We start from the raw sequence: 25731 nt of genomic DNA on the forward strand, positions 1-25731 counted from the left end.
GCAGCCGGACACGACAGCAGGAAAGGAGACACGATGATCAAGGTCGAAGGGCTGACCAAGCGCTTCACACCCTTCCAGGGCGTGTTCGAGGTCAACCTTGAGGTGGGACGGGGGGAGGTGCTGGGATTCATCGGCCCGAACGGAGCCGGCAAGTCCACCACCATCCGCCATCTGATGGGGTACCTCCAACAGGACGCAGGCCGGGCCGAGATCGACGGCCACGACTGCTGGCACGAGCCGGTGGCCGCCAAGGCACGCCTGGGCTACCTCCCGGGTGAGATCGGCTTCCCCCAGGGCGTCTCGGCCCGGACCTTTCTGCGGATGCAGGGGGAGTTGCGGGGGCACACGGACACCCGGCGGCGGGACGAACTCGTCGACCGGCTCCGGCTGCGCCTGGACACACCGATCGGCAAGATGTCCAAGGGCATGAAGCAGAAGCTCGCCATCATCGCGACCTTCATGACCGACCCCGAGGTGGTCATCCTCGACGAACCCGCCAGCGGTCTCGACCCGCTCATGCAGGACGAGCTGATCGCGCTGCTCGTCGAGGCGAAGCGGGCGGGCACCACGATCCTGCTCTCCTCCCACATCTTCGAGGAGGTGGAGGCGGTCGCGGACCGCATCAGCATCATCCGGGACGGGCGCATCGTCTCCACCCAGACGATGGAGTCGGTCCGTACCGCCCTGCGGACCGCCCTGAAGGTGACCTTCACGGAGAACGTGACCGCGGCGTCCTTCGCGGGCTTCGCGGTGGAGCAGGCGGGCCCGCGCACCCTGGTCTTCCAGCCCCGCGGCGACACCGGCGAGATCGTCAGAGCCCTGGCGCCGCACCCCGTTGCCGACGTGGAGACCGAACGCCAGTCCTTCCGCGACTACTTCCGTGAGGCGTACCGAGGAGAGGTGGCGTGATGAACCGGACCGTTCTGAGGTACTCGTTCCTCACCAACGCGCCGCTGCTGGCCGCCGCCGCGGTGGTGATCGGCTCGATGGTGCTGTCGCTGGCGTGGCTCTTCCCGCTGCTGTCCGCCGACGCCACCTACACGGAGATGCTGGACACGATCCCCGAGCAGCTGCGGCAGGCGCTGGGGGTATCGGGGGACCAGACCCAGTATTTCGGATTTCTGACGGCCAACTACTACAACTCGCTCCATCTTTACTTCATGATGGCGCTCGTCCTGCTGCTTGGACACCGGCTGGTGTCCAAGCCGATCGACGACACCTCCTTGAACTATTTCCTCAACGGGGCGCTGCCCAGGGCCTCCTACCTGATCGCGCGTCTGGTGTTCTTCCTGCTCGCCTCGGTGGGGATCGCCGTGGTCTCGCTGGTCTCCATGGTGCTGGGCCAGTTGGTGTTCGACTGGGGGTCCCCCATCGAATGGCGGGGCATGGTCGTGCTCAACGTCAATCTGCTGGTGTTGTTCCTCTTCCTCGGCTCGGTCGTCTTCCTGATCCGGATGCTGACGAACACCGGTGTCGAGGCGCTCGCGGGCTCCACCGGTCTGGTCATATTCCAGTACTTCCTGAGCATGGTGGAGCCGCTGAGCCCGAACCTGTCCTTCCTGCAGTACTTCACCGTCTTCTCCCTGTTCGACGTCGACCGGCACGTCGGCAACACCGGGGTCTTCGTGGCCGTGGTGCTGGGCCTGACCGCCGCCTCCGTGGCGGTCTCGGCCGTCTCGGTCCACCTGTTCCGGCGCAAGGACCTGTTCCTCTGAGTCACCGGCGCCCGCCCGGCGCCGAACCCCACCGGCGGCCCCGGCTCCCCCGAGCCGGGGCCGCCACCGGTGACCGCCCGCGCGGAGGGGAGCGGGCCGCCTCAGACGCGGATCACGATCTTCCCCCGGGTGTGTCCGAGCTCGGCGTACGCGTGTGCTTCCGCGACCTGATCGAGGGAATAGCTCCGTTCGACGCGCGGTGTGTAGCGGCCTTCCCGGCCGAGTTCGCCCGCCTCGGCGAGGAACGAGGAGTTGTTCTCCGCGTTGGCCACACGCACACCCAGACGCTCCGCGTTCGCGTGGTCGGCGACCGTCGACACGCGAGCCGGGTCGCCCACGATCGCGACGAGATCGGCAAGGGACCCGGAGGCCGCGGTATCGAGGGCGACATCGACACCGCCGGGGGCCAAGACGGCGAGGCGTTCGGCGAGGCCGGTGCCGTAGGTGGTCGCGACGGCTCCCAGAGAGGTGAGAAACGCGTGGTTGCGCTCGCCTGCCGTCCCGATCACGGTGGCGCCCCGAGCCACGGCGATCTCGACGGCGGCGCTGCCCACACCTCCGGCAGCGCCCTCGATGAGCAGGGTGCGCCCTCGCAGGGCGCCCAGCGCGTTCAGTCCGCCGATCGCGGTCACGGACGCCAGACCGGCACCGGCGGCCTCCTCGTCGGTCCACGTGGTGGGGGCGTGGGCCCAGGCCGAGAGCACGGCCAGCTCCGCCGTCGCGCCGGTGACGCCGCCCAGCCCGAAGACGCGGTCGCCGACGTTCACCCCTCGCACCCCCGCACCGGTCTCGTCGACCACACCGACGGCGTCCCGCCCGGGAATCGCGGGCAGGTCCACAGGAATCAGCTCGCGCGCCGCGCCGGAACGTACCTTCCAGTCGATCGGGTTGACACTGGCCGCCGTGACGCGGATGCGGATCTCGCCGGGGCCCGGATGGGGGTCCGGCACGTGCTCGACCACGAGGGTCTGCACACCGCCGTACTCGTGATAGCGGACTGCACGCATGACGTCCTGCCTCTCCGCGCGGCCGGGACCGGCCGTTTCGCAAGGTCAAAGGGGGTGAGATGGCCGGTGGGCGCCGACACCGATCACCCTAGAACCTGACGTCGACGTCAGGGGCAAATCCGGCGTGTCCGGGCGGAGGGAGGCCGGCGCGAGGTGGTGGGGTACCGCCGTACCGCTCGCCGGCCGTCGCACCGTACCGAGGGGTCGGGGATCACGGCGGTGACGCCGCAGGGGGACTCCCACACGGTTTGCACACCTCGTGTTCAGGTGGGCTTCAGAACCGGTGCATATCCTGTCCAGGCACATTCCGGAGGACTCGGGAAGTCCTGCTGCCGGCGGCAGCGGAACCGGATCGAAAAGACGGGCAGCCATGAAGGCGAACGCGCGCGGAGCACGCACGCTGTGCGGGGGCGTGGCCGCGCTCTTCATGTTCGCCGTCTTCCTGTTCGGCGGGATGAGCTCGACGCTTCAGCCGGGCGAGTCCGCGACGTCCTTCCCGGCCAGTTCCTCCCCCCGGCACGCCGACCTGGATCTGCTCCAGTCGCAGAGCACCGACAAGGACGGCGCGGCACACCGCAGGTACCGCGAGACGAGCGACGACAACGCCGCTTCGATCGAGGACCAGGGCGCCGCCGAACCCTCCGGCACGTCCCTGCATGCCGCCTTCCCGGCACAGGCCCGGCCGGCGCCTTCTTCGCCGCCCGAGCGGCCGTCCCTCGCCGGGACCCGGGTCATGCGCTGCTGAACCCGCCCGGCCGCAGGAGGGCCCCCGGGGATTCCGGGCGGCTCCGTCCCGCTCTCCCGCCCCGCCCGTCACGTCGTGGACCGTGACGGGGACCGGGTCGCCCCGGGTATCCCGTTCACGAACTCCCGTGTCGTGAACGCCGCTTCCCCGGCCCGCCACACCACTCCGCACCACTCCGCACCACTCCCCACAGCGGCAGCGGCGATCCTTCCGTCATGCTGCCGCCATCGTGATCACACCTGACCGGATCGAGGTATCCATGGTGAAGCGAATGACCCGTCCCGTTGCTCTGACGTTCGCGGCCGGCGCCGCGCTCGTCGCTGCCCTCACCACCACCGGCTGTGCCGCCGTCGACAAGGCCATGGACTGTGTCCGGGCCGCCGACACCATCGCGGGGCAGGTGGACGACCTCCAGCGCAGCGTCGAGCAGGTGTCGGACGATCCCACCCAGCTCGACACCTCGCTCACCGAGATCGACGGGACCCTCACCGACCTCGGCGACAAGACGAGTGACGCCGATGTGTCCCAGGCGGTCGAGAACCTGAAGGAGGCCGTGGGCAACATGCAGACCGCGGTCGCCGAGGGGGACACCTCGCCCGACATGACGCCCCTGCGGGACGCGGTGGGCGAGCTGACCAACGTCTGCACCCCCTGAGCGACCCGGCCGCCGGCGGGTGCGTTCCCCGGGGCGCACCCGCCGGCACGCCGAGAAACAGTGCCGCGCCGCTCAGTTCACCGGCCGGAAGGTGGTCACCGGCCCCGGGACGGCGTCCGGGCGGCCGGTGGCGCGGGTGACGGGCAGGGTCCCGCCGTGCCGCGCGGCGTCCAGAAGCGTGAGCATCACATCCAGTACGTGGGCGGCGAGTTCGGCCGAGGCGAGGTGGGGGCGGCCGGTCCCCAGCGCGTCGGCCAGGTCCGCGAGACCGATTCCGCGCGCCCCGGGCCGGTATCCGGCGGAGTCGGGCAGCGGCTCCCACTCCCCGGTGCCCCGGCTGAGGGAGGTGACCCCGTCGAAGGTGTTCGGATCCGGGACGGACAGCGAGCCCTTCGTCCCGTAGACCTCGACGCGGGGCAGCCGCGCGGCGTGGATGTCGAAGCTCATGACGAGCGTGGTCACGGCGCCGCCCACGTGATGCAGCAGGCCGGTCACATGGGTGTCGACCTCGACGGGGAAGCGGGTTCCGGCGCGCGGGCCGCTGCCGATGAGGCGCTCCGCCCGGGACCGTGACGCGGCGCCGGCGACCCGGGCGACCGGGCCCAGCAGATGAACGAGGGCGGAGAGGTAGTACGGGCCCATGTCCAGCAGCGGGCCGCCCCCGGGCCGGTAGTAGAACTCCGGGTCCGGGTGCCATCTCTCGTGCCCGGCCGTGGTCATGAACGCCGTGGCCGCCACGGGCGTGCCGATCTCCCCGTCGTCCACCGCCCGGCGGGCCGTCTGGATGCCGGTGCCGAGCACCGTGTCCGGTGCGCACCCCACCCGCAGCCCGCGCGAACGGGACTCCGCCAGCAGGATGTCGGCCTCTTCCCGGTCGGCGGCCAGGGGCTTCTCGCTGTAGACGTGCTTGCCGGCCCGCAGCGCGGCCAGGCTCACCGTCGCGTGGACGGCGGGGAGGGTGAGATTGAGGACGGCGTCCACATCGTCACGGTCCAGCAGGGCGTCGGCCGTGTCGGCGACGGCCACCTCTCCGGGGAGTGTGCCGGCCAGCCGCTCGGCCCGTGCCCGGTCGAGATCGGTGACGGCCGTCACGCGCAGGCTGTCCAGGTCCTTCAGGGTCGCGGCGTAGGCGCCGCTGATCGCTCCGGCCCCGATGACGCCGATGTTCAGCGGCTTGCCCACAGCAGGCCCCTCTCGGTGAGGGTGCGGACCTGCGGGACGTCGAAGTCGTCCGGCTTGTGGCCGATGGTGGAGACGAACACCCGGCCCTCGCCCCACGTCCTGGTCCACACGGCGGGGACGACGGCGGCGCGCGGCCGGTTGGCGTCCGCGTCGAAGGTGACGGTGGCCAGCACGTCGTTCAGCGGGTCGGTGGCCACCCAGTACTTCTCGGTGTGGACCTCGAAGGCGTCGAGGCCGGATATCACCGGGTGGTCGGCGCGGCCGGCGACCGGGCTGACGCGGTGGCCGGTGAAGCCGGGCGGGTGCATGAGGAACTGGCCGCCGGTCAGCAGCGCGTACTCCGGGGTGCCCCGGAAGGCGTCGACGATGCCGCCGTGCCAGCCCGCCAGGCCGGTCCCGGCGCGCACGGCGGCGGCCAGGCCCGCGCACTGCTCCTGGCTGATCTCGCCCATGGTCCAGCACTGGACGATCAGGTCGGTGGCGGCCAGCTGTTCGGCGTCCTCGTAGACGTCGAGGGAGTGCGCGGTCCGTACCCGGAAGCCGTGCTGCCGCAGAAACGGGAGGAAGAGGTCCGTGGTCTCCACGGGCCGGTGGCCGTCCCAACCACCGCGCACCACCAGTGCTGTTCGGGTTTCGGAGGTCAAGTCAACGCCTTTCACGAGGGGTTGGTCGGTGTGCCCCGGGTGGAGAAGGGCCGGGCGTGGCGGTGGGGCAGGGCGTGCACGTACGGCGCAGGGTGTTAAACGTTTCATTCCGCCGGAGCGGCGCGGGGAAACGTGCGCCCGGAACGTCCGCGGCACCCCGGACCGCGCCGCGTTCGCGCGCGGCCGGTGATTCTCGGGACCGGTCGGCGGAGGGGGACGCGGACACACGGGGGGCTGGATGTCGCCCGGCTGTACGCCCATGCGTGCTGTCCCCGATGGGCAGGTGAGAGGCGGCGTCGCAGTCGTAGGCGGCGCCCCGGACCCTTACGCGTGATCGAAGGGGGCGGGGGAATGGCCTTCCCAGATCCGGCGGGAGGCCTGTTCGGGGTAGGGCAGAGTCTTCGACTCGGCGTCCAGGACACGGGTGAGGTGCCCGCCGGGCCGGTGGGCGGACCAGCCCGCGTCGCCGGTGGTGACGAAGCGGACCCATGCCTCCTGGAGCTCGCGGGAGAGCGCGACTGCCTCGGGAGGAGGCTCCTCGCCGATGAGCTGGGTGCCGACGGGGCTGTCCAGCGTGCCGAACGCCAGGGGCACGTCGAGGCTGTGGCAGGCGCCCAGGATGCCGCCGAGGGCCGGGGCAGCCCAGCACAGTTCGAACAGGTACGAGGTGCCGCCGGCTGCGGCGTTCGCCTCGGCCAGCTGCTGTGACGGTATGCGGAAGAGGGCGTCGGAGTACACCGTCTCCACCAGCTCCTCCGGGCCTGCCTGCGGGAACGCGGCACGGTAGGCCCGCGCGCCGTCCGGTTGCGGGGCGTGCAGTTCCAGGGCCGCGTGGGCGTCCTCCTCGGTGAAGGTGCCGTACCGTCCGCTCATGACGCTGAAGTACCGGAATTCGTCCCGGGTGTGGCCGACGAGCAGCTCGGTTCCCCTTGCGCGCGCGCCGGTCAGCGCGGGCCAGGGCGTTTCCGGGAGGACCTCGCCGTCGACGACGGGGCACAGCGCGGTGCCGGTCTCCGTGAGGCGTCCCCAGCTCTCCCGGTGCGCGTGGAGGCCGGCGTTGAAGGAGGTGAGCTCGGCGGCCAGGTGCCATGGGTCGGTGTCGCGCAGGGCCTCGGCGGTGGGGGCCGCCGCACCGAGCCGGTCCGCGAACGCGGCGGTGACCTGCCGGGCCAGCGCGGGGGTGCTGTGCAGCCCCGGCACCGAATGGGCGATGGCCCGCCGGAACAGGCCGCGCGCGGACTTCATCGTCAGCAGGGCGGCGACCGAGCCCGCCCCGGCGGACACCCCGCCCACGGTGACCCGGCCGGGGTCGCCTCCGAAGGCGGCGATGTTGCGCTGCACCCACTCCAGCGCCGCGATCTGGTCGAGGAATCCGCGGTTGGGCGGCACGTCGTCGAGGAACGCGAAGCCCTCCGCGCCCACGCGGCAGTTGATGGTCACCACGACGACTCCCGCCTCGGCCAGCGCCGCCGGGTCGAACATCGGGTCGCTCGACGCCGCCGAGAGGTAGCCGCCCACGGGGATCCACACCAGCACCGGCAGTCCCGCCGCGCCGGGATCCGGAGTGCCGACGTTGAGCGTCAGCCAGTCGGTGCCCTGCGGGGGCACGTCGATCGGCAGGGACAGCGGCACCACGGGGCCGAACTCGACCGCCTGCCTCGTCCCCTCCCAGCGGTGCGGCGGCGCGGGCGCGGCGAAGCGGAGCGCTCCGACCGGGGGCTGGGCGTAGGGGATGCCGCGGAACACCGTGTGCCCCTGCCGCCGGAGCCCCTGCACCACGCCTTCCGTGGTCCGTACCTTTGGCTGTTCGGACATGACGCATTCCTTCCGTCGAGGGGACTCCAGGTTATGGGTCAGGTGTATTATGTCGAGTGTATTGGAATGGTCCCGGGGGCGCGAGGGAGGAGCCGGCGATGCCGAAACAGGTGGATCACCGCGGACGCCGCGAAGCGATCGCCCGCGCACTGTGGCGGGTGGTGGAGCGGCGCGGTGTCACACAGCTGACGATGCGCGTGGTGGCGCAGGAAGCGGGCATGTCACTCGGGCAGCTGCAGCACTACTTCGCCTCCCGGACCGCCATGCTCTCCTTCGCCATGGACTTCGCGTCCGAGCAGACCGCGGTGCGCGTACACCGGGGGATCGAAAAGCTCGGTGACCGTCCGCACCCCCGTGACGTGCTGCGACTGACGCTCGCGGAAATGCTCCCCCTGCATGCCGACGCCCGCGCGACCAGCCGGATGAGCGCCGCCTACGTCCTGGAGGCGCTGCACGACCAGACCGTCCACGAGCAGGCGCGCCGCGGCCTCGTCCAGGGGCGGTCCCTCGTCGAGCAGTTGGTCCGCCAGGCGATCGCCGACGGACACATCGACTCCGGCCGCGACCCGGCGACCGAGACCAACCTGCTCCTCGCCCTCACCGGCTTCACCTCCCTGATCGAACTCGACGTGATCGACCCCCAGGACGCGCTCGCCGCGATCGACGTGCATCTGGACCGGCTGTTCAGCAGTACGTGACCCGCCCCCGGACAGGGGGGCAGGTGGGGACAAGATCATCTCCAGTGCCGGCCTCCCTTACCTGGACGCCAACCCCGACATCGGCAACAGGCACCGGGTCGACTTCCGGGTCATCCGCGACGCCACCATGTGCTACCTGTACTCCTCCGACGACAACGGCCGCCTCTACCGGGCCGGGACCACCATCGGTGAGTTCCCGAAGGGCTTCCGCAGCACGCAACGCGGGCGCACCGCTGTCCGCCGCCCCGCCGTGGCGCGGGGGTGAGAGCGGGCAAGGATCAGCGGCGGCCGAAGAGTTCCACCTCCGCGATGGCGAGCCGGGTGTCATCACGCGCCCCGTGGGCGGATTCCGTGGTCAGGCGGAGGGCGACGACATCCGAGCCGGTCACCTCGAAGCTCTGACCGCCGGGCTCGTCGCGCAGGTCGATCGTCTGCTCGTGGGTCGTACCGTCCGTGCCGGTGAGGGTGACGGTGATGCTCTCGGGTCTGCCCTGGGCGAGGAACTCGTCCTGGTGGGTGGAGGCGCCGGGAGTGATCAGCACATGGGTGAGCCGGACCGGATCCCCGAAATCGACCTCCAGGTACTCCCCTTCGCCCGCACCCGTCGCGGCGGGCGACCAGTGACGGTTGCTGAACCCGTCGAAGGCGTCGGTCGCGGGGTGGGCGGGGGCCTCACTGGAGGCCCGCACGGCGGCGGGGTGCAGGGCTTCCGGCTCCCCGGTACGGTCGCGGGCCGAGTCGAACAGTTCGGCGATCTGGTCGCGCCCGAACCAGGCCAGCAGAGCCAGCAGGACGATCAGGACCGGGATCAGCAGCCGGGGCCGCCGCCTGCGACGTCCGGCGGGGCGGGTACCGGCGTCCATCGGCGCGCGCGGCCCGCGCCGGAAGATCCGCCGCCACCAGGGCAGCGGCGCCGCGACAGCCTCGGGTGGCGCCTCGGTCAGCAGGGCTCCGCACCGCTCGCACAGCCGGCGCCCGGCCTCGTTCCGCGCCGAACAGCTCGGGCAGTCCCGGGGTGGGGCGGCGACCTGCTCGGGGGCCGCCCCGGCCGGATCCTCGGGTTCGGGGGCGTCGGCGCCCCGGTCGGCGGGCCGTTCCTCCCGCTCGCCCGGCCGCCGCGGGGCGGCCTTCGCCGCCTCGCCGTCGTCCGCCCGCGCCCACGACGGCCCCGGCCGCCGCGGCTCGCCCGCGCGGCCGGACGCTGAACTCTCCGGACTCTCCCCCCGCGCCGACCACGGTGGGTGGGCGGGGCGTTGGGGCGAGGACGTGTCGCGGGGGGCGTCCGGGTCCCCGGGCGAGCGTGCCGTTCCGGGGGCGCCGGGCGGCCACGATGCCGCGCCGGCGGCCGGCCCGGGCCGGGCCGGGGGCGGCGGCCACGGTGGTGGGACGGGCCCGCCCACCGGCGGAGGCGGCGCGGCGGGCTGCCCAGCGGGCGGCGGCTGCGCGGCCGTGGGGGCCGGCCCGGTCGGTGAAAGACCGTGCCCTTCGGCTGGGGTTGCCGGTTGTCCGCCTCCGGCGTCACCCGGCACCGCGCCGGGTGCCCCGCTCCACGGCGACGCGGCAGCCGGCCCGGTGGCCGCTGTCGGCGGTGGGCCGTGCTGCCCGGCCGACGCGGGCGGCTCCGGCGGCCCGGTGCCGGTGGCCGCTCCCGGCCCGCCCGGGGGCGGTGGTGACCACGCCGCCGGCCGCGTACCAGCCGGTTGTCCCGGCGTTCCCGCCGGTCCGGGGGGCGGGTCGTGCGCTCCCGGTGCGTGTTGTCCCGCGCCCGGGGCGGGCCCCGGGGCGGGTGCGGACGGTGGACGGGTGGGGGTGGTTGGTCCGAGTGGGGCGTACTGGCCCCCGGGCGGCACCGGTTGCCCTGCACCCGGCGCGGGCCCGGAGCGGGGAGCCGTGGGGGCAGCCTGGCCGGATGGCCCCGACGGCGGGGGCGATGCGTAGGGGGCTCCCGGCGGCGAGGAGGGCGGTTGTCCCGGCCCGGCGGCCCCGCCCGCCCCGTGCCCGGGGGGCGGCGGCCACAGCGGCCCCCCGCCGTCGGCCGGTTGTCCGGGTGTTCCCGCAGGTCCCGGCGGTACGTCGTGCCCTGCCGGCGGTATCGGTCGCCCCGCGCCGGGAGCCGCCCCCGGTGCCGCCCCGGAGGGGGAACGGGCCGGGGCGGTAGCGCCGGGCGGTGCGTACGGACCGCCCGGCGCCGCCGGTTCTCCCGTCCCCCGGGCCGCGCCCGCCCCGGCGCCGTCCGGTTGCGGGTGGCGGCCCGTGGACGCCGCCCGGTCACCGCCCCCGCCGTCCGCCGCCCCCGTCGTGTGCGTGTCGTTCTCCCAGTCCAGGAAGACATGGCACGCGGCGCAGAACCGCGCCCCCTCCGCGTTGCGGTGTCCGCACTCCGGGCAGGTGGTCACGTGCGCCCACCGCCCTCCTGCGCCCGCCCCGCCACGGGCAGGACCTCCAGCCGGAACGGCACATGCGCCGGGACCTCCTGCGCGATCAGCTTCTCCAGCCCCACCCGGTCGAACCCGTCCGGGTCCGGCACCCGCAGCCGCACCGTCACCGTCGCCCGTTCCGCCCCCGGCACCGGGCCGCCCGGGTACGGGGACCAGCCCGCCGACCCGCTCTCCTCGATCTCCGGTTCCGCCCCGGTCTCGATCCGTACCGCCGCCGCGAGCCCCGCCCGCGTACCGCGCCGGCCGTGCCGGGACACGGCGCCCGCCACCACCGCCCGGCGCTGGTTGACGGGGCGTTCCTCGTCCACCTCGACCGCCACCCACCCCGCGAGCCAGCGCAGGAAGTCCTCCGGCGCGGTGCGCGGATGCAGATGGGCGGGCAGGTTGTCGAGCGACAGCAGCACCGGCGCCAGCACCTCGTCCAGGGCACCGGTGAACCGCCGTACGAAGTCCTGGTCCTGGTAGACGGCCGGCAGCAGTTCCACCAGCGGATGCGGCGTCGGCAGCCGCGGGTACGCGCCGCGCATCTCAGCCGCCCTCCCGGACCCGCAGCTGATGCTCGTAGCTGAACACCAGGGCGTGGGCGTCGAGTTCGATCCGTGACACCGGCTCGGCCCGTTCGCCGGTCAGCGGGTCGGCCGGGAAGAGCCGGATGTCCTCCACCAGGTCCACCCCGGCCACCCGTTGCAGCACCGCGAACACCTCGCCGGACTGCACCGGCCGCCCGAACGGCCAGCCCTGCCCCTCCGGGCCGCCGATCAGCGGGTTGAAGTACGTGTACAGCGCGGTCAGCGCCGTCTCCCGCAGCCGCTCCAGCGCCGCGCCCCGTACCGACTGGAGCGAGGCGACGATCGTCAGCCCCTGGTACAGCGGCGGCTGCACCAGCAGCCTGGTGCCCACCGGCCGCCGCTCGTCCAGGTGATCACGGATCGCCGTCAGCGTCTCCTGTCCTGGCGTCAGCTGGTCGAACCCCACCCGCCCCTGTTCGTCGCTGTGCCCGCCCGGCACCACCAGCAGCCGCAGCGCCTCGCTCTCCTGCTCCCCGGCCCGTACGCAGTGCACCCGCGCCGCCTCCGGAGCCACTTCGCGCGCCAGCTGCTCGTAGTCCCGGGGCACCACCGCACGGTGCAGCGTGCGCAGCGTGAGCGGGCCACGCACCCGGGCGTTCTCCACGCTCTCGCCGTCCACCCCGCCGACCGCCGGCGCGCGGTTGGTCACCCGCGCCACGTACGGCAGCGAGCTGCGCAGCACCCGCAGCGCGCCGCGCGCCACATTGCCGCGCCGGCCGCCGCCGGTGCGGTACGCACGCACCCGGATCCCGCCGCCCTTCGGCGGGATCGCGCCGAACAGCCGCAGCCCGCCCGTGGCCTCGCGCACCGCCGGGCCGAAGTCGACACGGCCGGCGTTGCGGTCCAGGGTGACGTGCCGGTCGTACACCGTGGAGTGCGCGAAGCTCTCCACCAGCCGCCACTGGCGCCACTCGGTGCCCTCCGACACCTCCACCACGAACGGTTCCTCGCCGGGCACCACCGGCGGCCTGGCCACCTGGAAGCTCTGCCCGGGCAGCCCGTCCGAGACGCCGAGCAGTTCCTCGCCGACGGTCTCCGCGTGCACGGCCTCCACCCGCCCGCCGATGGTGAACGCCTTGGCGCCGCGCACGGTCGGCGAGGCCCGGTACGCCGGCTGGTTCTCCGCCGCCTCGATCAGCCGGCAACGCAGCCAGCCGCCCTCGTGCCGCGCCACCCGTGAGCGCGCGTGCACGTCCGGCAGGTGCAGGATGATGTCGCCCGCCTTGTTGAACCCTCCCGTCCCGTCCCGTTCCACCTCGCACTCCGCCCACGCCGAGCCGTCCCACGCCTCCCAGCGCAGCGGCGGCCGGCGCGGATCGACGCCGACCCCGTCCACCCGGCAGTCCAGGCGCAGCACCACCACGCCGCCCGGCACCGGCCCCGACAGCCCCAGATACAGGCAGTCGCCGGGCGTCGGCGCCACCCCGGTGGCCCCGCCGCCGCTTCCGCCCGCCGTCACCGAGCCGCTGAAACAGGGCACATCGCGCTCCAGCGCCAGCTCCCCGGTGCGATCGACCGCCTCCCCTCCGGCCTGCCAGGTCACCAGGTGTTCCAGGGTGCACGGTGGCACCGACAATTCCCGGACGGTCGTGAAGACGACCGCCTCCTCGGTCTCCCCACGCACGGTCGCCACCTCCGTGCCCGCCCGGATCCGTACCGGTTCGGGCTGCGGCGCCGACAGCGTGAAGGTCACCGGGACGCGTGCCGCCGTCGGCGGATACAGCCGCACCCCGATCAGGTCGAGGAACGTCAGATAGTTCTTGTCGGGGACGCGGTTGAGCCGGTAGACGAGCTGGTCGACCATCGTCGCGAACGCCTCGATCAGCGTCACCCCCGGATCGGAGACGTTGTGGTCGCTCCACTCCGGGCAGCGCTGCTGCACCAGGCGCTTCGCCTCGTCCACCAGCCCCTGGAACCGCCGGTCGTCGAGGTTCGGGCTCGGCAACGACGTCATGCGCTCTCCTCGTGCTGCGGGATGACATAGAAGGGGAAGACGAGGTTGCGCGGGTCGTTCGCGTCCCGCACCGAGTAGCTGATGTCGATGTACAGCACCCCGTCATTCACCCGGTCGAAGCGCACCGCCACGTCCGTCACCGTGACGCGCGGTTCCCAGCGTTCGAGGGCCAGCCGCACCTCGTACGCCAGTTGCCCGGCCGTGCCCGCGTCCGCCGGGGCGAAGACGTAGTCGTTCAGCGCGCAGCCGAACTCCGGGCGCATCGGCCGTTCGCCGGGCGAGGTGGCCAGGATCAGCCGGATCGACTCCTCGATCTCCTGCGCCCCGCTGACCAGGGCGATGCTGCCGGTGGCATCGGTGCGCGGCGGGAACGCCCAGCCGGAGCCGACGAATTGCTGTCCCATGACGTGCCCTCACCCGCCGATCAGTACGGTCGCGCAGCCGGTGGTGATCGTGGCGCCGCAGCCCGCCCGGTCACCGGTGCGGGCGGCGGGACGGCCGCCGATCAGGACGCTGCGGCTGCCCGGCCCGGTGATCACCGATGCCGGATGCGCGGCGGGGGAGGCGCACTGGTGGGCGGTGCCGACGGTGGCGGCCGGGCGGCCCCCGATGAGGACCGTGCCGTGCCCCGGCGGCCCGACGGCCCCCGGGTGGCTGGTCGGATCGCCGACGCGTGCGGCCTGCGCGGCGTGCGCCGCGCCCCCGCCACCTGCTGCGGACATGATGAACCCTCCCTGGATAACGCCTCGTCGCCCTAGTTGATCCGCACCATCGGGGACTGCACGGTCAGCGACCCGTCGCTGCGTACCTCGGTGCGCTGGGAGCCCTTGACCTCCACCCGCCCGCCCCGTACCTCCACCGCGCCGCCGGCGGCCAGCCGCAGACTGCCCTCGCCGCCGTCCACCTCCACGCCGTCCCGGTGGGCCGTCAGCCGGACACCCGCGCCGCTGAGTTCGAGCACACCGTCGCCGGCGTCGATGCTGGCGCCGCTGCCCGCGGTGACGGTGACCTGCTGCCCGGCCTTGATCTCGACGTTGCCCTCGCTGTCGATGACGATCGTCGTGCCCTTCTTGTCGAGATCGATCAGCAACTTGCCGTCCCCGGTCAGCAGCCGCACGCCCTGCGGGCCGTTCGCCGCGTCCCGCAGCTCCAGCTTGTTGCCGCCCTTCGACCCGAAGGAACGCTTGGTGACCGCGCCGCTCGCCTCGTCGATCGCACCCGAGTCCCCGTCACCGCTCACGCCGCCGGCACCGTCACCCGCGCCGCCCCCCGAGGGACGGTCCTGCCCGTTGTACAGCGCGCCCAGCACGTACGGACGGTCCAGCCGCCCCTGTTCGAACCCCACCAGGACCTCGTCCCCCACCTCCGGGATGAAGCCGTCCCCGCCCCCCGTGCCGCCCGTCTGCGCGGTGCGCGCCCAGTCGCTCGCGTACTCCTGCGACAGCCACGGGAAACACACCTTCACCCGGCCGAGTCCCTCCGGGTCCTTGGTGTCCGTCACCGTCCCGCTGACCAGGCCCCCGGCGCTCCCACCGCCCGGAACGCCGTCCCCTCCCGCCCCACCGCCGGTGAGCCCGAACAGCGACCGCTCCTGCTGCCCCGACACGGTCAGCCACGTCTCGTACCCGCGCAGCGGATCGAAGACATGCCGCGACGTCGTCACCGTGTACCGGCCCTCGAACGGCGCCCCGACCCCCGTCAGCGTCACCGCGCTCCCCGCCCGTACCTCCGGATTCCCGCGGATCACCGCCTCCAGCTCCGCGAACGACCCCGCGATCGTCGCCGCCAGCGCCTTCGCCACCTGATCCACCTGCGCCTGCGTCCCGTACGAGGCCCCCGCCACCACGAACTCCGCCGCCCCGAACGGCTCGCTCACCTGCCCCGCCGTCACCCCCAGGTCCAGCGTCGCCGCCGTGCCCGCCTCCGCCCGCGCCACCAGTGGCTGCTTGGTGCGCACGTCCCAGCCCCGTACCTCCACCGCCGACACCTGCTCGGCGGCCGAGATCCCCGCCCGGCAGCGCAGCAGGTTGTCCCCGGCCTCCAGCACCAGCGGACTCTGCCGCGCCCGCGCCGAGGGGTCCGGCGCCCCGCCGGCCTCCACGGGCCGCAGCACGTGCAGCTTGCCGTCCGCCACGTACACCTGCGCCCCGGCATCGGCGGCCAGCGCGCGCAGGAACTCCCAGTCGGTGCAGTTGGGCTGCGCCACATGCTCCAGCACCGGTCCGGCGACATCGACGGTCCCCGGCGTGAGACCAGCCCGCCGCGCGACCTGCGCGCAGATGTCGGCCAGCGTCATGTTCTGGTAGCTCGCCACCCGCCGCCCGCGCAGCAGCCGGTGCGACTCGTCCAGGCCGCGCACCACCGTGAACGTCCCCGTGTCGTCGATCTCGATCTCCAGCGCGGTGACACTCCCGGTCAGCAGCGGCCGCGCCGCCACCGAGCCGCCGTCCCCGGCCGAAGCCAGCAGCCGTACGGGTGTCCCCACCGTCAGCCCCGTCTGCTCCAGCAGCACCCGCGAGGGGTCACGGAAACGCAGCACGAACAGATCCGGCAGCGTACGGCTGTCGTCCACGTACCCGTCGACCAGCGTGTTGGTGAGCGCCGCCGACAGCGGCGCGCCCCCGAACTCCACCACCAGCGCCTTCGCCACACTCTGACCCGCCATCGGACCTCCTCACCGCCCCGCTTCGTCGCGCGCGGGCAGCAGCAGCTCCCGCCCGAGCGTCAGCCGCAGCGGATCGTCGATGCCATTCGCCTCCGCGATCAGCCGCCAGGCCGCCGGGTCCCCGTACTCCTGCCAGGCCAGCGACTGGAGCGTGTCGCCGGACAGCACCCGGTGCACGCGGCGCGGACGCAGCGAGCCGGAGGTGGGGTTCTGCCCCGGCGTCTCGCCGCTGATCTCCTCGACCGTCACCTGGCAGGTGGCGCGGATCGGCACCCCGGAGGTGGTGAACAGGGTGTACTTCACCTGCACCTGGCCGACGTACCCGGGGAAGCCCGTGAGCCCGCCCCAGTGGAAGACCACCCACGGCGGCGAGGCGCGCTGCGCCTGCCGGGTCTCGCTGGTGGGCACGCAGCACGCGAACAGCTGCTCCACGGCGGTCACCACGCTCGTGTCCTGAGTGGCGCTGGCGTCGAAGAACATCTCGACCGTGAGCTTGCTGGGCTGCGGGCCCTGGTACTCGGGCGGGCCCGCGCTCTTGGCGCCCTTGGCCGGGGTGCGTTTCCAGGCGGCGGCCTTGGTGAGGCTGAGTTCCTTCGGGTTGAACTGGAAATCGATCCGGCCGCACGGCGCGCCCGGGGTGAGGCTGCCGCCGGGCGGCGGGGTGCGCAACTCCAGGTACGCGTGCTCCAGCTTGGGCCGTACGCCGCCGCCGGCCCCGCCGGTGCTCCCGGTCCCGGTGCCTGCCGCACTGAACGCGATGGGTGAACTCATGGCCCCGATCAGTCCCCCAGCACATAGCCGTGATGGGCGATCTCGATCGTCTCGATGGCGACCTTGGGCGACTCGGGGCTGAAGGAGGGGCCGGTCCAGCGCACCGGGACGACCTCCAGCAGGCCCCACTGGGCGACGGTGCGGCCGTCGGGGCTGCGGGCCTCGATGTGCGCGGTCTTACGGGTGAAGCCGGTGGTCATGCTCGCGAACCAGCGGGCGACCTTCTCCGTCTCCCGGGTGAGCGGGCGCGAGAGCTTGACGTTGGAGTACTTGAGACGGGTCGGCAGCTGCCACAGGTGGCCGTTGTTGCCGCCCTCCTCGCGCTGTTCGAGGACGACCTCGCAGCCGAGTCCGTCGCAGGTGTTGAACGAGCCCAGCTCGATCCCGTCGATGGTGACGACGAAACAGACACTGACCGCCGGATCCTCGTCGCTCGCGGCCATGGCGGGACCTCTCTTTCTCACATGTCGCTTCGTCGGTTCGGTCGTTCGGTCGTTCGTTCCTTCGGGGGCTCGGTCTCCCGGTGCGTCAGTGCCGGGTGTTGATGAGACGACCGGAGCGCTCCCGTTCCAGCCGCAGCTCGGCGCGCAGCAGGCGGCTCAGCGGGGCGAACAGGGCACGGACCAGCTCGTCGGTGACCTTGGGCGACGCGTCGTCGCCGGCGCCGTCGCCCGGGGGAGCGGGCGGCCCGGTGCCGGACGCGGTGGTGGTCTCGGGGATGGGATCGGCTACGGGCTCGGGCTGCTCGGCGGTGTCGAAGCTGGGGGTGAACTCCGCCTCGGGCACCGGTGGTTCTGCGGTGTCGGCATCCCGCTGGACGGCCGGTCCCGGCGACGCGGGCGGGGGCGCCGGCACGGCGGAGGCGCCCGGGGACGGACTCGGGGGCGGGGAGGACCGGAACACCACGGAGCCGTCCGCCATTCGCTGCGCGATCCCGGCGGCGACCGCCACGGACCCGGCATCGGCCGGGGCCGGCGGGGGAGGGGCCGGGGCGGAGAAGGACCGCTGGACGGCGGGGGCGGGGTCCGCCCTGCGGGCCGCGCTCTCCACGGTCGGCGTACGCTCCGCGCGCTCTCCTTCCTCCGACCACCGCACGGGTACGGAGGGCGGGGAGGGGGAGGGCTCGGCGGCGGGATGCTCCCAGGATGGCAGCACGGTGACGGAGCGCTGGGCGACCAACGGCAGCACGGCGGGCGTGTGTTCCGGTGTGGCGTCGTCGACGGCCAGCCGTTGCAGGGGAACGGGGGAGAAAGAAGACACACCACCGGCCGAGCCGGAAAGACCGGCGGGCCCGGAAGCACCCCCGGACGCGGTCGAGCCGAACGCGGCGGACGGCCCAGCCGAACGGGAGACACCGAGCGATCCGGACACTCCGGCATCAAGCCCTTCCACCCCACCGGCGCCGCCCTCGCCCGCCTGCGGCGCCTCCGCCCCGCCGCCCTCCCACCCATACCCCTGAACGGAGAGGGAGGGGGCATCCCCGAGCAGCGGAGCGGTGGTCTCCCCAGCCTGTCCGTCAGCGACCACCCCGGCATCGGGCTCGGAGTCGGCGGGGGAATCGACAGCGGCGCCGGGCGCGGCGCTCCGGGCGACCACATCCCGCTGGGCGGTGGGCGGCAGAGCGGTGAGCGGCTCACCCAGCCCGAGCCCGCTCCGCGCGACCGTGGGCGGCAGCCCCGGATCACGGGGCGCCACGGGCGGATCGGGCTGGACCACGGCCAGCCGCCGTACGACCGGCAGCGGCACCTCCACCGCCGACGCCGAGGTGTCGGCGAGCCGCTGCACGGGAACGGGCGGAGCACCGGAACCGGCATCGGCATCCACCACGGACCCGGCCTCATCACCCGGAGCGGGACCGAACCCCGGAGTCGCCGTCGCCCCCGAGCCGTCGTCGCCCCCGCCCGCCTGGACCGGAACGTGCGAAGCCCGGGGAGTGAACGTCTGCACGGACGGAGTGGCGAGAGCGTGCCCCACCCCGCCCGGGGCCGCCTCGTCGACGTGATGCCCCAGCTCCCCGGTCAGTGAGACGTTCTGCCAGGTGCTCAACGAGCCCCGGAACCCAACGGGATCAGTCACCAGCGGCATGCCCGCGCCCGTCATCCGCTGCACGGGCGGCACCTCGCGCCACCCCGGGCCGGAAGCAGCCGCCGGCGACGCCTCACCCGCCTCGGGTGCCCGGCCCTTCTCCCGGCCCCGGCCCCACCCCAGCCACGACAACAGCCCCACGACGACCCCGCCTCACTTCCCGCCCAGCCGGGCGACCTGCGCGACATACCTCAACCGGTCGGCGTGCTCCAGATCGAGGATCTGGTCCAGCGGCCAGTGGAAGTGGTAAGCGAGGTACGCGACCTCCTCGTGGAGACGGTCCGCCGCGTACGTCACGATTCCCCCAGGCGACCACCGCCGCCGCCGGCCAGGTCCACGGCGAAGCTCTCCTGGCAGGACGGGCACGTCACGGACGCCCGGGTGTGCCCCTCGGAGTTGATCCGCCGGTAGAAGTCCTGGAGGAACGCCAGATCCGAGGCGAACAGGTCCTCCACCACCCCCGGATGGATGTCCTCGATGGACCCGAGCCGCGTGATCACCCGGGAGATGAGCACCACCGACAGGTAGGCGGAGTTCTCCCGCACCCGGTCGTCCCGCAGCGGCACCAGCTCGTCGCGGGCCGTCGCCAGCCGCATCACACCGGACCGGTGCACGGTCCCGGACCCGTCCACGTACCCCCGGGGCAGCTCGAACGCGAACTCCGTCCGCAACAGGCCCTCGTCCCGATCCCGCTCCCGTTCCCGCACCGCCGTGGGGGAGGACGCGCCGCCCGACACGGCGGGAATGCCGCGCCGCATCACTCGACGTCCAGGCTCTCGTAGGTGATGGAGAGTTTCTCGGTCAGCACCGAGGTGTCCCCGGCCTTCAGGGCGCTGATCTCCAGCGACTTCGGCCAGGCGTTGACCAGCTTGTACCGCTTGATCGGAATGCCCTCGTAGTCGTACACGATGATCGAGCCGTTGCGCCGGGCGCTGCTCATCTGCCCGAAGCGCGAGTCCTTCACCCACCGTTCGAAACTGTTGTCCTCCGTCAGGCCCCGGGTCACGGTGACCTCCCCGGCCTTGGGGCGGCCGGGCAGCTTCTTGATGGCGTACTTGCCGTCGGCGGTGTTCTGCTTCAGCTCGATGACGTCCTGCTCCATCTTCAGACCACTCACCTCGGTGATCTGCCGGATCAGCACACTGTCGAACTCCAGGCCGAACGAATGCCCCACGGAACTGTCAAGATCGGGCAGCGGCATAACGGTCTCCTCCCCTCACATCACTCGTCCACGGCGCCGGAACCACCCGACAACTGCGCGAGCCGGAACACCACGAACTCGGCGGGTTTCACCGGGGCCACCCCGACCTCACAGATGACCTGACCGGCGTCGATGCTCTCCGGCGGATTGGTCTCGCGGTCACACTTCACATAGAACGCGTCGTCCGGCGTCAGCCCGAACAGGGCACCCTTGCGCCACTCGTTCGTCAAGAACGCCTGGATCGTGCGCCGCACCCGCGCCCACAGCGCGTCGTCGTTCGGCTCGAACACCACCCACTGGGTGCCCGCGAGAATCGACTCCTCCAGGTAGTTGAACAGCCGGCGCACATTCAGATAACGCCAGGCCGGGTCGCTGGAGAGCGTCCGCGCGCCCCACACCCGGATGCCCCGACCGGCGAAGAACCGCACGCAGTTCACGCCGATGGGGTTCAGCAGATCCTGCTCGCCCTTGGTGAGCTGCGTCTGCAGGGCCACGGCGCCCCGGATCACCTCGTTGGCCGGCGCCTTGTGCACCCCGCGCGAGTCGTCGTTGCGGGCCCACACCCCGGCGATGTGCCCGCTCGGCGGCACGAAGACGTTCCGTCCCTGCCCCAGGTCGAGCACCTTGATCCAGGGGTAGTACAGCGCGGCGTACTTGGAGTCGAAGCCGGTGGTCTCCGTCCGCCACGCCTTGACCTGCTGCGGGCTCAGCCCCGGCAGCGCGTCGAGGATCGCGACCCGGTCGCCCATGGCCTCGCAGTGGGCGATGAGGCCCTGCTGAACGGCGACCACCGACTCCACATCCAGTACGCCCCGCTGGTAGGCGCTCATCAGATCTGGAACGGCCACCATGGTGACCTCCTCCACGGCCTCCAGGCCGCCGAAGCCGGTGCGGGTGTCGGGGTCGCCGACATAGGAGTCGGCGGACAGCTCCTGCGGAGGATCCGCCGACGCGACCGGCAGCGTCACGGACTGCGCCTCGGGACGTACGGCCACGGCCCCGCGCTGGGCGATCTCCAGCCGGATCAGCGCGGATCGGGCCTTGACCTGGGTGGCGACGTTGTCCTTGTTCCGCTTCGTGCTGACCCCGGGATAGGTCTCGGCGGCCTCGCCGTCCTTCTTCACCACCAGCGTGAACAGGCCGTCATCGGTGTCCTCGTCCTCGGGATGGACGACCTCGACACCGATCTCCCCGGTCACCCCCGGCAGCACCCGCACGGTGTAGGGGCCGAGTTGGGCCTGCGCCGGCTCCGCGCTCTCACCGCCCTGCCCGATGCGCACCACATACGCCACACCGCCACCGTTGGCGAAGTAGCCGTACACGGAGGACGCGAGATAGGTGCCCTCAACGAAATCACCGAAGACGCTGACGAACTGACTCCAGTTGGAGATCAGCGTGGGCTCGTTGAACGGCCCCTTCTGGGCGAACCCGATAAAGGCGGCGACAGCCGTCCCGACCCCTTCGATCGGCCGGCTCCCTGACTCCACCTCTTCGACGTACACACCCGGGGACAGGTACGACGGCATACCACTCTCCTTGGCCGGGGAAACAGCACCGATTTTTCGCCGTCCGAGGGATCTTGCGGAACGTCCAAAGGGCCGCCCAAGCGCGCACAGGAGGCTGCCCCATGGTGAAAGAAACGCGTCACCGAGCCGGTCTGTCGCTCCCCGCCCCCGAGCGGCACGGTGGAGGACATGGCGCGGACGGAGAGCGGGAAACAGCCCCTCCCGGAACAGCAGCACACCAAAACCCCAGCCGCCACATCCGCACCGCTTCCCGCCGCGGCCCTGCACCAACTGCAACGCAGCGCGGGCAACGCGGCGGTGGCGCGGCTGGTGGCGCAGCGCTACACGCCTCCCGTGAAGCCCCCGCCGGCTCAGGCGCCCGGACTGCGCCGGGTGAACGCGGACATCGGGGCGAAGCGGCAGAAGCTCTCCGCCCATCCCGCCCCCACGGCGGAGTCCCGCGCGGCCCAGGACGCGGCCGTCGCCCCGCCGGACGACAAACAGGCGCAGGCCAAGACCCAGCAGGCCGAGAAGATGAACGCCGCCGAGCCGGGCGACTTCGACAAGGCGGCCTTCATCACGGCGGTGAACCAGGCGGTCGAGGCACAGGCGCCCAAGAACCTCGACGAGGCGGACAACTTCTCCGACTCCGGCAACGCCGACCGGATCAAGGACGAGGTCGACGGCCAGGTCACGGACGGGGCCGAGTCCTCGGCGGAGGACATCGCGACCACGACGGGGGAGACCCCGGACACCTCCACCGCCACGGACAAAGAGGTCACCCCCCTCAGCGCCGACCAGCCACCCGGGAATCCGGGAGCTCCGAACGCCTCGGACGCGGTTCCCGAGCGTCAGCCCGAGGAGGTCACCGACTTCTCGGAGGGGCAACGCGACACCGAGCAGCAGATGGCCGACGCCGACGTCACCGAGGAGCAGCTGGCCAGGGGCAACGAACCGGACTTCGACAACGCCCTGTCGGAGAAGAAGCAGGGCGAGGAAGAGACCGCGGCGGCCCCCGGCCAGGCGAGAGCGGCCGAGAACGCCGAGATCCAGACCGCGAAGTCGGGTGCGGCGGCGGCCGGCGCCCAGGCCATGGCCGGCCTGACCGCCACCCGCCAGGAGACGGGCGCGCAGGTCGACTCGGGCAAGACCGAGACCAAGTCGGCGGACGAGAAGAAACGCGAACAGGTCACGGCCAAGCTCCAGAAGGTCTTCGACGACACGAAGACCGACGTGGAGAAGACGCTGGACGGCCTCGACGGCAAGGTCGACACCCAGTTCACGAACGGCGAGAAGCGCGCCAGGGACGCCTTCACGGCGGATCACGAACGCCGGATGAAGGCGTACAAGGACAAGCGCTACTCAGGTCTGCGGGGCAAGGCCCGCTGGGTGAAGGACAAGTTCGCGGGCCTGCCTGATGAGGCCAACGACCTCTACCAGGAGTCGAGGAAGCTCTACGTCAACCGGATGCAGGGCGTCATCTCCGACATCGCCGACACGATCGGCCGCGAACTGGGCCGCGCCAAGACCCGCATCGAGCGCGGGCGCACGGAGCTTCAGGCGGAGGTGGAGAAGCTCCCGGCGGACCTGCGCCGGTTCGGTGAGGAGGCGGCTGCCGACTTCTCGGGCCAGTTCGACGACCTGGAGACGACGGTCGACGAGAAGTCCGAGCAACTCGTCCAGGACCTGGCCCAGAAGTACACCGAGGCGCTGGATTCGATCGATGAGGAGATCAAGGCGCTCCAGGAGGCGAACAAGGGCCTGTGGGACCGGATCAAGGACGCGGTGGTCGGGGTCATCCAGACCATCATCGAGCTGACCAACGCCCTGATGGGCATCCTGGCCAAGGCGGCCTCCGCCGTCTCCAAGATCATCAAGGACCCCATCGGCTTCCTCGGCAACGTGGTCCGCTTCGTCGGCGACGGCCTGAACCTCTTCACCGCGAACATCGAGCAGCACCTCAAGACCGGCCTGGTCTCCTGGCTGCTCGGTACGGCCGTCAAGACCGGCCTGGAGATCCCGGCGAAGTTCGACGCGAAGGGCATCGTCCAGCTCCTGGCCTCCCTCCTCGGCCTCACCTGGGACACCATCCGCGCCAAGATCGTCCGCAAGGGCGTCCCGGACAAGGCCATGGCGACGGTCGAGAAAACCATCCCGGAAGCCCAGGCCCTGCAACGCGAGGGCCCCGCCGGCCTCACCAAGGACATCACCGGCGAATCGGGCGACCTGAAGAAGACCATCCTGGACGACCTGAAGTCCTACCTGATCCCCACGGTCATCGTGGCCGGCATCGCCTGGATCGTCTCCCTCCTGACGCCCGCCTCGGCCTTCGTGCGAGCGGTCAAGGGAATCATCGACATCGTCACGTTCATCGTGACCCAGGCCGCCCAGATCACGGACTTCATGAACGCGATCCTCGACGCGGTCATCGCGATCGCCGACGGCGCGGCAGCGGGCGTCCCCAAACTCATCGAATCCGCCCTCTCCACGAGCATCCCCGTCCTCCTCGGCTTCCTGGCCGCCCTCCTTGGCATCGGCAGCCTGGCCAACAAGGTCCGCAGCGTCTTCCAAAAGGTCTCCCGCCCGGTCGGCCGCGCGATCGACAAAATCATCGACCGCATCGCCAAAAGGGCAATGAGAATTCGGAGAAAATCCAGAACAAATGCAGCGAGCGAGCATCTTGGTCAAACAGATGAAAATTCAAAAAGAACTGTACTGGAGCGTCGCCTCGATCGAATATCTGGGAAACTTGCACGCGAGATTCATTCAACTGTAAAGAGTGGAGTTGATCTGCACTCATTTGATGGAGGATTGAGGAGATGGATTTCCAGGTACAAGCTCTCCAGCTTGTACCTGGAAAGCGATGGAAGAATCAAAGCGGTAATCAATCCAAGCATATACCTGCCTTCCATAAAGATGGAGAGAATATCTCCACGAGAATTCGGGGCGATGCTGGTGGGGGCACTTGAGCAGGCGGAGAAGCGATATTGGGATTACTTGATAGCTACGTCGCGCGGGAAAGTTATTCGCCAGTCAATTCTCGATTATCGCCATGCCCGTCCGTTATGTTTGGAGCCATTAAGCTCGTTCGAGCGCGCTATGATACTCAGAACAATACCATCTCCATCAAATGTTGCCACTGCTGACAGTCGTCCCTATCTCAAGGATTTCCAAGTTACAGGCGAGCTTACAATAACGGCAATGAACAGCATGTTTGGCGCATGGCAGCCAAGTGAATACTTCTCATCGCCATTGTCTAGAGCTAGCGGGTCAATACAGCCTGTTGATCGCGTGAGGGGTCTACCAGGAAGGCATTCGCCGGCTCCATACGAGACAATGGACAGACGTATCCCGGGAGAGAAGGCACGTGTGGGAACAACTCGTCATGCGCTTGGATTGGTCAAGATACCTAGCGGTAAGCACAAGTATGCCAAGATGGCTGCTGAGTTGAGGGATAGGGCCAGGGATGCGGATGTGGATGAGGCATCTGCTGTGCAGGATGTCGGTGCGCTGGCTGGCCCCGGTGGCCCTGCTGAGAATTCGTCCGCTCCCGAGAATTCTGCGCTTGCCAAATATAGGGAGCTTTCTGGTCCGATCCGTGCGTTGAGTACTGAGTTCGAAACCGCTCGGGCGGGTGGAATGTACGCGGCAATTGCCGTTAGAAGTGACTTATTGGCTGGCGCGAAGGGCTTCAAGATCAGTGACACGATTGATCCTCGTGGCCAGTTGGGTCCGATGACACCTCAACATGTTGCTCGAGTGAGGGAGTCGCCTAAATCAAGAAATGCCGAGGATGAGAAGCTTGCCCGAATAGGTATGATTTTTCGTGCTATTCACCATCAGGCGCAAACGTACATGGAGCAGAATGCTATCGTTGCGCCGATCAACGGACGTGACTATGGGCCGCTCATTCGCGCTGTTCAGCAGCTTGTGGAGGTTGAGACCGAGTCCGCCTCTGCTGTTGGGAGGGCGGAGGTGGCAAAGGCGAGGCTTGTGGAGAGGCTGACGGCGCTTATGGCCGAGCAGGACGGGCATATGTACAGATAGCAACGCTACTCGTCATGTCTCGAGGGGGCACTGTG

At 71.1% G+C, this 25731-nt stretch carries 25 protein-coding genes; 7 read left to right on the forward strand and 18 right to left on the reverse strand.

The annotated features are described in order from the left end of the window. The first annotated feature begins 33 nt into the window (after positions 1-33). Together ACTFAP_RS24810 and ACTFAP_RS24815 are read left to right on the forward strand one after the other, a co-directional pair. Positions 34-909, forward strand: a complete 876-nt coding sequence (locus ACTFAP_RS24810) for an ATP-binding cassette domain-containing protein (RefSeq protein ID WP_495682398.1) — start codon at positions 34-36, stop codon at positions 907-909. Then, complete coding sequence (locus tag ACTFAP_RS24815) at positions 909-1715, forward strand: hypothetical protein (protein ID WP_500467439.1); 807 nt, start codon at positions 909-911, stop codon at positions 1713-1715. The genes ACTFAP_RS24810 and ACTFAP_RS24815 overlap by 1 nt, the downstream gene beginning before the upstream one ends. Before the next feature lie 101 nt (positions 1716-1816). Here the strand turns inward: ACTFAP_RS24815 and ACTFAP_RS24820 are convergent, their stop codons facing one another. Further along, positions 1817-2722, reverse strand: coding sequence for a zinc-binding dehydrogenase (locus ACTFAP_RS24820; RefSeq protein WP_495682400.1), 906 nt, complete (start codon positions 2720-2722; stop codon positions 1817-1819). A gap of 370 nt (positions 2723-3092) precedes the next feature. Here ACTFAP_RS24820 and ACTFAP_RS24825 point away from each other — a divergent pair, with 370 nt between their 5' ends. Then, positions 3093-3467, forward strand: a complete 375-nt coding sequence (locus ACTFAP_RS24825; RefSeq protein ID WP_495682401.1) for a hypothetical protein — start codon at positions 3093-3095, stop codon at positions 3465-3467. 271 nt (positions 3468-3738) lie between these two features. Then, positions 3739-4122, forward strand: a complete 384-nt coding sequence (locus ACTFAP_RS24830) for a hypothetical protein (RefSeq protein ID WP_390121843.1) — start codon at positions 3739-3741, stop codon at positions 4120-4122. A gap of 72 nt (positions 4123-4194) precedes the next feature. Here the strand turns inward: ACTFAP_RS24830 and ACTFAP_RS24835 are convergent, their stop codons facing one another. From ACTFAP_RS24835 to ACTFAP_RS24845, 3 genes are all read right to left on the reverse strand, one after another. Beyond that, positions 4195-5304, reverse strand: a complete 1110-nt coding sequence (locus tag ACTFAP_RS24835) for a Gfo/Idh/MocA family protein (RefSeq protein WP_500467441.1) — start codon at positions 5302-5304, stop codon at positions 4195-4197. Further along, a complete protein-coding gene (locus ACTFAP_RS24840) occupies positions 5289-5948 on the reverse strand; it encodes a ThuA domain-containing protein (protein ID WP_500467442.1) in 660 nt (219 codons plus the stop codon). Before ACTFAP_RS24840 ends, ACTFAP_RS24835 begins: the two co-directional genes overlap by 16 nt. Before the next feature lie 324 nt (positions 5949-6272). Continuing rightward, entirely contained in the window at positions 6273-7763 is a 1491-nt protein-coding gene (locus ACTFAP_RS24845) for a carboxylesterase family protein (RefSeq protein WP_495682404.1), read from the reverse strand. A 98-nt stretch (positions 7764-7861) separates the two neighbouring features. On the opposite strand from ACTFAP_RS24845, the gene ACTFAP_RS24850 reads away from it, so the two are divergent. Next, positions 7862-8461: a TetR/AcrR family transcriptional regulator gene (locus tag ACTFAP_RS24850; RefSeq protein ID WP_500467444.1), complete on the forward strand. Its 600-nt coding sequence runs from the start codon at positions 7862-7864 to the stop codon at positions 8459-8461. A gap of 79 nt (positions 8462-8540) precedes the next feature. Then, entirely contained in the window at positions 8541-8726 is a 186-nt protein-coding gene (locus ACTFAP_RS24855; protein ID WP_500469561.1) for a non-reducing end alpha-L-arabinofuranosidase family hydrolase, read from the forward strand. Between the two features lie 13 nt (positions 8727-8739). Here ACTFAP_RS24855 and ACTFAP_RS24860 read toward each other — a convergent pair whose 3' ends face one another. The 14 genes from ACTFAP_RS24860 to ACTFAP_RS24925 all read right to left on the reverse strand — a co-directional run bounded on the left by ACTFAP_RS24860 (position 8740) and on the right by ACTFAP_RS24925 (position 21670). Continuing rightward, positions 8740-9861: a discoidin domain-containing protein gene (locus tag ACTFAP_RS24860; RefSeq protein WP_500467445.1), complete on the reverse strand. Its 1122-nt coding sequence runs from the start codon at positions 9859-9861 to the stop codon at positions 8740-8742. Between the two features lie 118 nt (positions 9862-9979). Further along, positions 9980-10138 carry a hypothetical protein gene (locus ACTFAP_RS24865; protein WP_500467447.1) on the reverse strand — a complete coding sequence of 53 codons (159 nt, stop codon included), beginning with the start codon at positions 10136-10138 and terminating at the stop codon, positions 9980-9982. Between the two features lie 715 nt (positions 10139-10853). Beyond that, positions 10854-11426: a phage tail protein gene (locus ACTFAP_RS24870; RefSeq protein ID WP_500467448.1), complete on the reverse strand. Its 573-nt coding sequence runs from the start codon at positions 11424-11426 to the stop codon at positions 10854-10856. Between the two features lies 1 nt (position 11427). Then, complete coding sequence (locus ACTFAP_RS24875) at positions 11428-13422, reverse strand: putative baseplate assembly protein (RefSeq protein ID WP_500467449.1); 1995 nt, start codon at positions 13420-13422, stop codon at positions 11428-11430. After that, the gene (locus ACTFAP_RS24880) at positions 13419-13826 is read right to left on the reverse strand and encodes a GPW/gp25 family protein (protein WP_400008428.1); all 408 of its coding nucleotides are present in this window, start codon (positions 13824-13826) and stop codon (positions 13419-13421) included. The genes ACTFAP_RS24875 and ACTFAP_RS24880 overlap by 4 nt, the downstream gene beginning before the upstream one ends. Before the next feature lie 9 nt (positions 13827-13835). After that, positions 13836-14144 (reverse strand): PAAR domain-containing protein, encoded by a 309-nt coding sequence (locus tag ACTFAP_RS24885; RefSeq protein WP_500467450.1) that lies wholly within the window; start codon positions 14142-14144, stop codon positions 13836-13838. 32 nt (positions 14145-14176) lie between these two features. Then, positions 14177-16087 (reverse strand): VgrG-related protein, encoded by a 1911-nt coding sequence (locus ACTFAP_RS24890; RefSeq protein WP_500467451.1) that lies wholly within the window; start codon positions 16085-16087, stop codon positions 14177-14179. 9 nt (positions 16088-16096) lie between these two features. Then, on the reverse strand, positions 16097-16858 hold the full coding sequence (locus ACTFAP_RS24895; RefSeq protein WP_390121855.1) for a CIS tube protein: 762 nt from the start codon (positions 16856-16858) through the stop codon (positions 16097-16099). Between the two features lie 8 nt (positions 16859-16866). Further along, positions 16867-17301 (reverse strand): phage tail protein, encoded by a 435-nt coding sequence (locus ACTFAP_RS24900; RefSeq protein WP_200363306.1) that lies wholly within the window; start codon positions 17299-17301, stop codon positions 16867-16869. Positions 17302-17386: 85 nt separating this feature from the next. Continuing rightward, positions 17387-18685 carry a hypothetical protein gene (locus ACTFAP_RS24905; protein WP_500467452.1) on the reverse strand — a complete coding sequence of 433 codons (1299 nt, stop codon included), beginning with the start codon at positions 18683-18685 and terminating at the stop codon, positions 17387-17389. Between the two features lie 411 nt (positions 18686-19096). After that, positions 19097-19240 (reverse strand): DUF6760 family protein, encoded by a 144-nt coding sequence (locus ACTFAP_RS24910; RefSeq protein WP_200363303.1) that lies wholly within the window; start codon positions 19238-19240, stop codon positions 19097-19099. Beyond that, positions 19237-19701: a hypothetical protein gene (locus ACTFAP_RS24915; protein WP_500467453.1), complete on the reverse strand. Its 465-nt coding sequence runs from the start codon at positions 19699-19701 to the stop codon at positions 19237-19239. The genes ACTFAP_RS24910 and ACTFAP_RS24915 overlap by 4 nt, the downstream gene beginning before the upstream one ends. Further along, entirely contained in the window at positions 19701-20144 is a 444-nt protein-coding gene (locus ACTFAP_RS24920; protein ID WP_200363300.1) for a phage tail protein, read from the reverse strand. Before ACTFAP_RS24920 ends, ACTFAP_RS24915 begins: the two co-directional genes overlap by 1 nt. 20 nt (positions 20145-20164) lie before the next feature. Further along, positions 20165-21670, reverse strand: a complete 1506-nt coding sequence (locus ACTFAP_RS24925) for a phage tail sheath family protein (protein WP_500467454.1) — start codon at positions 21668-21670, stop codon at positions 20165-20167. Between the two features lie 168 nt (positions 21671-21838). On the opposite strand from ACTFAP_RS24925, the gene ACTFAP_RS24930 reads away from it, so the two are divergent. Further along, on the forward strand, positions 21839-25696 hold the full coding sequence (locus ACTFAP_RS24930) for a phage tail protein (protein ID WP_500467455.1): 3858 nt from the start codon (positions 21839-21841) through the stop codon (positions 25694-25696). Positions 25697-25731: the final 35 nt, after the last annotated feature.

This window comes from Streptomyces sp. PH9007 (assembly GCF_059813725.1).